The sequence below is a fragment of the Clostridium sp. genome (assembly GCF_051278035.1).
Taxonomy (GTDB): domain Bacteria; phylum Bacillota; class Clostridia; order Clostridiales; family Clostridiaceae; genus Clostridium_AD.
Map to the genome: position 1 here is coordinate 1 of NZ_JBNMNU010000236.1, position 5394 is coordinate 5394.

A 5394-nucleotide genomic window follows, 5' to 3' on the forward strand; every position below is an offset into this window, starting at 1 on the left:
AGTTACATTTATATTTATACCATTTATGTACTATAGGGCAAAGCAAGAAGAAACCTTATTAATTCAGACTTTCTCTGAATACAATGATTATATAAAAAGAACAGGAATGTTTTTCCCGAAAATATTTTAAATAAGAAAGGGATGATTATATGAAAGAGTGTAGACCTGTTGCAGTTCCACGGGCAGCCTTTAATTTCTGCAAATATACAGTGGCTTTAATATTCTGGTTATCAATTATATTTCAAAGTAGGGCATTAGTTGTAGTAGGTTTTTCAATTCTCTTACTATCCGCTATATTAAAAGTTAAAAATGCACCTTTAGTTTTTCTTTATACTTATTCTTTCAATAAAAAGTTTCCATCTAAGATTGAGATTTTAGATGAGAAGGCTGTTTGTTTTGCTCACATTGTAGGAACAATAATGTCGGGCATAGCACTCTTATTTCTTTATTTTATTCATCCTTTGACTGGATGGATAATAACTGGAGTACTAGCTGTTTTAAAAACATCGGCATCTTTTGGGTTTTGTGGAGCTATGAAACTTTATGTGTGCCTTAATAATCCTAATGGTAATTGTTGTAGAATTGGCAAAAAAGTAAAGCGGTGCACGTCAAAATAAAGTAAATAGATAGGGTGTGAAATAATGTTTGACCAAAATAATTTTTTTAAAGCTCTATCTCTACAATTTAAAGCTTCGCCAAATGAAGAATGGGGGTTAAAGCCTGTACTTTTTAAGATAGGTGACTTTCCTATCGAAGCCTATCCTGTAATGCTATTTCTAGCATTAATAACAGGTATTGGTATATATATTTGGCAACTTAAAAAGGATGGCATTAAAAATTCAAATGCATTTTATATTGCCTTATTTGGTATAGTAGGGGGCACAATAGGTGCAAAATTGCCTCTTATATTTATGTATTGGAATGAAATTAATGCTAATCCTAATTCGCTTAATGCAGTGCTGCAAGGTAGAACCATAGTTGGTGGATTAATAGGTGGAACGGTTAGTATACTCATAGCAAAGCGAGTATTTGATATAAATGAAAGAATGGGAAATCAACTAGCTATCCCAATTACTGTCGCCATGGCAATTGGAAGAGTAGGATGTCTACTCAGAGGTTGTTGTTATGGAAAACAAACACAATTACCCTGCGGTATTGATTTCGGTGATCATATATTAAGGCATCCTACTCAAATATATGAAATAATATTTGATATAGCTATGGTAATTTTTTTATCTATAAGAAAAAGAAAAGGTGTAAAACCAGGACAACTTTATTCTATTTTTTTAAATGGGTATCTTAGTTTCAGATTTGTATTAGAATTCATAAGGGTTGAAAAAGTGTCGTTTATACTGGTTACTGACTTTCAGATACTTTGTATAGTTGGATTACTGTTTATTAATAGAAAATATTTGTTGTCTATATTTATAAGAAGGGAGGTGTAATAACATGAATACTAATAATCAAGACCCTAATTTTAATGCGCCTCCTAAAAAAAGTCCTTGGGTAGATATTTTTTTAGGCATAGGATTATCTTTATTACTCATTATAGCAATGATTGCCAGCCTCAATATTGGTGCGGCTGGAATGATTTCTATGTTTTCTATTGTTATGTTAATTCTAATATCCGGTTCGACATTTTTGTCAGTTAGGCTTATACGACGAAACCGGCCGATAGCAGGTAAAATACTTCTTGCAACAGTTATACCAATTACACTTATATTATTACTATTTGGTGCATGCTTTGTTTCTATGGGTCAATTATAAAGTGATTATATTTATGTTATGAAAAGGAAAGGCCGCTATCACATATATGATAGCGGCCTTTGATGCTTTTTAAAATTATAGAAAACAGTATAATAAACATCCCCTAAATATGAGGAGCAACCATAATCTATCAATACATTTTCATTGTTGTAAAATCCCCAAGAACTTGTAGAAATGATGTCATCAGCAAAAAGCATAAAATTATTTGTTAACTTGTTTAGATCAGCATAGGATTCTTTTTCTGGACGGATTGTTTTAAGATTAATGTATTTGCCTTTAATTAAATTAGAAAGTGGAATTGCTCTTCTCATAATTATTCTATCGGGTTCGAACCATACTATTGGGCATAGGTATTTAAGTAAATTTTTGGTGGCATGAGTAAAAACATGGTTTTCAACTCTATTTTGATAGCGGCCACCATCAGGCTTCGCTACCTTAACTACATAGTCTTTATTAATAGAATATACCTCTCTACATATACCTTCACCTAGAAATGTATATGCCTTAGCAATTTCTTTATTGGTAAGATTGCATATATTTTTAAATAAATTTTTCTCATCCATAATTTAAATTCCCCTTATAACATAAAACCTATTAATAATATAATATATTATTAAATAGAACAATTGTTACTTTCTTTAAATTCAAGACTGCTTTTATGGTTCAGTATAATTCGCTACCTCTTTTTGAACATTTAAAACAATGCAATTAGTCTTCTTATATCCACAGTTATTTATCATAATATTTAATTACTAAACTATATTTCTCTTTTTTAATAACAACAAAACCATTCAATATAATAAAAGTTATATTGAATGGTTTTGTTTTTACTTTAAATCACGCTTTTTTACTTATTTTATATGTATTTTTTAATATTATATGGTACACTTAAATTGTAAACAATAAATATACATGATTAATCAACTTGTAAACGCACGTATACAGGTGTAAACATTATATAATTTATTATAATATATAATGTTTTTCAAAATTCTTTATATAAATTATTCAATAAAACATTATTGAACTAAGATATGATAAGAATTATACTGTTTATAGAAATATTTTTAGCAATTAATAGCTAAGTACGGAGTATAACTTCATTAATTTGTAATAATAGACGATTTTATTCTAATAATCATTAAAAATACTGGACAGAGAGAGGGAATAATAAATGGATGCAATATTAAGCGTAAGAATAAGCGATGAATTAAAACAAAAATTTAATGAATTAGCTCAGAATGAAGGAATAAACAACAAGGAACTTATGGAGCAAGTAGTTAAATACTATGAATTAAATAGAGCAAAAGAAGAAGACAGTAATATGTCCGAAGATATAAAAGAATTACAAACAATAACCGGTAGAATGGCGGATATATATATAAACATAGTAGAAAGAAATAATATTAAAGCCTTAGAGGTAAAAAACATCCATAGAAATGAGTTATTAGATAATAATAAGGAAATTGAAAGACTAAAAGAGGAAGTAAGAGTCGTAAAAGAAGAAAATAAAAAAATAAAAATACTAGAAAAAGACCTATTCGATACAAAGCCTATAATTAAGGAGTTGCAAGAAAATGTTAAGAACTTGAAAACACTTAATAATATGCAAGAAGAAAAAATAGTAAAGTTAACGGAAACTAATGAAAAATGCATTAAGTACAAAGATGAAATTGTAAAAATTAAAATAGAGCAAGACAAATCAATTAATGAGAAGTTGCAGTTGAAGAGTGACTTATTAAATAAAAATTATGAAGCAGACAAATTAATTACGCAGATGGATGAGTTAGCGAAAATAAATAAAAATAAAATAGACGAACTTGAAATTAAAGGTAAACTAGATGTTGAAATGCAGAGAGAAAGAACAACTTTTCAAATGGATAAGGAGCTTTTAAAATTAAAGGAGGATCAACAATTTAAAGTGCAGCAATTACAAGAAAGTTTTAATGATAGAATTACTAATTTATTAAAAGAAAAAGAGGTAGCAGCAGAGAAATTCAAAAATATGGTCTTGCAGATGGATAAAATTGAAGCAGAGCAAGTTATTATCGAAAAAAATCAGAACCCAGTATAAGAATGTAAATAATTTAAAGAAGATTAAACCATTACCTTCTATGCTGTAACAGAAGCTACTGTAGAATACATCACCGTTCACCCTTTGGTGGACGGTATTTTTTGTGCGACTATTATCAGGATGGTTTGTAGAAGTAAAGGTAGCTTAAACAAATATTGAATGATACAATATTGACCAATACACATAAAATGAAAATAATGGTATAATATACTTAGATTATGGTAATAACTATTGCAAGAACGTATGTTCTTATAATGCAGAAAGAAGGTATTGCCATGACTGTAAACATATCTAAACATGAAAATGAATTATCTGTATCATTCGATTATTCACAAGAAAGAATATCTAAAATTAAAAGTATAAAAGGCCATAGATGGAATGCAAATGCTAAAATATGGAGTATACCATTTACAGAATATAATCTTGCAATGCTCAAAGAATTATTCAAAAATGAACAGAAAAATATTGATGCGGAAAATAATTCGCGAAATAAAGAGCTATATAACCTTATGGAGGAAGAAATAAAACTCAAAGGTTATAGTTTTAAAACAAAAAAATCTTATTTGTCACACATAAAAAGATTTTCAAGTTTTATAAATAAAAACCTGGATGAAATAGCAAATCAAGATGTAAGACAATATTCATTATTTCTCATTGAGGAACGAAAGGTATCGCATTCTTATGTAAATCAAGCTATAAGTTCTATAAGATTTTTGTGCAATGAAGTACTAAGACAAAACAAGATTATAGAAGCGATGCCTAGGCCCAAAAAAGAATATAAATTACCTAATGTTTTAAGCTTCCAAGATGTAACAAAAATATTAGTTGCACTAAAGAATGAAAAACATAAAACAATTTTATTTCTGACGTATTCAGCGGGTTTGAGAATCGGAGAAGTTATAAAACTTAAGTCTCAAGACATAGATAGCCAAAGGATGCTTATTCATGTTATACAAGGAAAAGGTAAAAAAGATCGCTACACAGTTTTATCGGAAATTGCACTTGAACAGCTTAGAAAGTATTATAAACTATATAAACCTGAAATATAGTTGTTTCCAGGGCAGAATGCTAAGGAATATATCACGGAAAGAACAGTACAGAGAGTATTTGAAAATGCGTGTATTGCTGCAAAAATAACAAAAAAAGCAACTATGCATACCTTGAGACATTCGTTTGCAACGCACTTACTTGAAGGTGGAATAGATTTAAGATATATACAGGAGTTACTAGGACATTCAAGTTCTAAAACAACGGAAATTTATACGCATGTTACACAAAAGAGCATAAGTAATATACAAAGTCCACTTGATAAGTTAACTAAAAAATGATGAAGGAAGGGTGGTGATATAGTTATAATACACGACACCAACGCCGGGAATCCGTCTATATTTTAGGAATAGTCAGACATTGTTGTCGGGGTGACACTAGTTAAGTGACATTGCGAATATGAGCAAGGCGCTGTGGGTCATTTTTTAAAAGACGCAATGAAAATTCATTTTGTAAATCATATAAAATAAAATGCATTCTCTCAAGGCTTAAAATTGTATAATTAG

5 protein-coding genes and 1 pseudogene are annotated in these 5394 nt (G+C 29.2%); 5 read left to right on the plus strand and 1 reads right to left on the minus strand.

What is annotated here, in order from left to right; translation table 11 throughout:
* Positions 1-149 precede the first annotated feature (149 nt).
* From ACJAX4_RS21850 to ACJAX4_RS21860, 3 genes are read left to right on the plus strand one after another with little or no spacing between them, the layout of a single operon-like run.
* Positions 150-617 (plus strand): DUF4395 family protein, encoded by a 468-nt coding sequence (locus ACJAX4_RS21850; protein ID WP_435791551.1) that lies wholly within the window; start codon positions 150-152, stop codon positions 615-617.
* Positions 618-641: 24 nt separating this feature from the next.
* Positions 642-1445, plus strand: a complete 804-nt coding sequence (locus ACJAX4_RS21855) for a prolipoprotein diacylglyceryl transferase (protein WP_435791552.1) — start codon at positions 642-644, stop codon at positions 1443-1445.
* Between the two features lie 4 nt (positions 1446-1449).
* Positions 1450-1767, plus strand: coding sequence for a hypothetical protein (locus ACJAX4_RS21860; RefSeq protein WP_435791553.1), 318 nt, complete (start codon positions 1450-1452; stop codon positions 1765-1767).
* A 38-nt stretch (positions 1768-1805) separates the two neighbouring features.
* Here ACJAX4_RS21860 and ACJAX4_RS21865 read toward each other — a convergent pair whose 3' ends face one another.
* Positions 1806-2330: a hypothetical protein gene (locus ACJAX4_RS21865; RefSeq protein WP_435791554.1), complete on the minus strand. Its 525-nt coding sequence runs from the start codon at positions 2328-2330 to the stop codon at positions 1806-1808.
* Between the two features lie 611 nt (positions 2331-2941).
* Between ACJAX4_RS21865 and ACJAX4_RS21870 the strand changes: the two genes are divergently transcribed.
* Positions 2942-3841, plus strand: a complete 900-nt coding sequence (locus tag ACJAX4_RS21870; protein ID WP_435791555.1) for a hypothetical protein — start codon at positions 2942-2944, stop codon at positions 3839-3841.
* Between the two features lie 509 nt (positions 3842-4350).
* Positions 4351-5169: pseudogene (locus ACJAX4_RS21875) on the plus strand (tyrosine-type recombinase/integrase).
* Positions 5170-5394: the final 225 nt, after the last annotated feature.

Coding starts and splice junctions, on each gene's coding strand:
- ACJAX4_RS21855 (WP_435791552.1), top strand. CDS start 642: ATGTTTGACCAAAATAATTTTTTTAAAGCTCTATCTCTACAATTTAAA.
- ACJAX4_RS21865 (WP_435791554.1), bottom strand. CDS start 2,330: ATGGATGAGAAAAATTTATTTAAAAATATATGCAATCTTACCAATAAA.
- ACJAX4_RS21870 (WP_435791555.1), top strand. CDS start 2,942: ATGGATGCAATATTAAGCGTAAGAATAAGCGATGAATTAAAACAAAAA.
- ACJAX4_RS21850 (WP_435791551.1), top strand. CDS start 150: ATGAAAGAGTGTAGACCTGTTGCAGTTCCACGGGCAGCCTTTAATTTC.
- ACJAX4_RS21860 (WP_435791553.1), top strand. CDS start 1,450: ATGAATACTAATAATCAAGACCCTAATTTTAATGCGCCTCCTAAAAAA.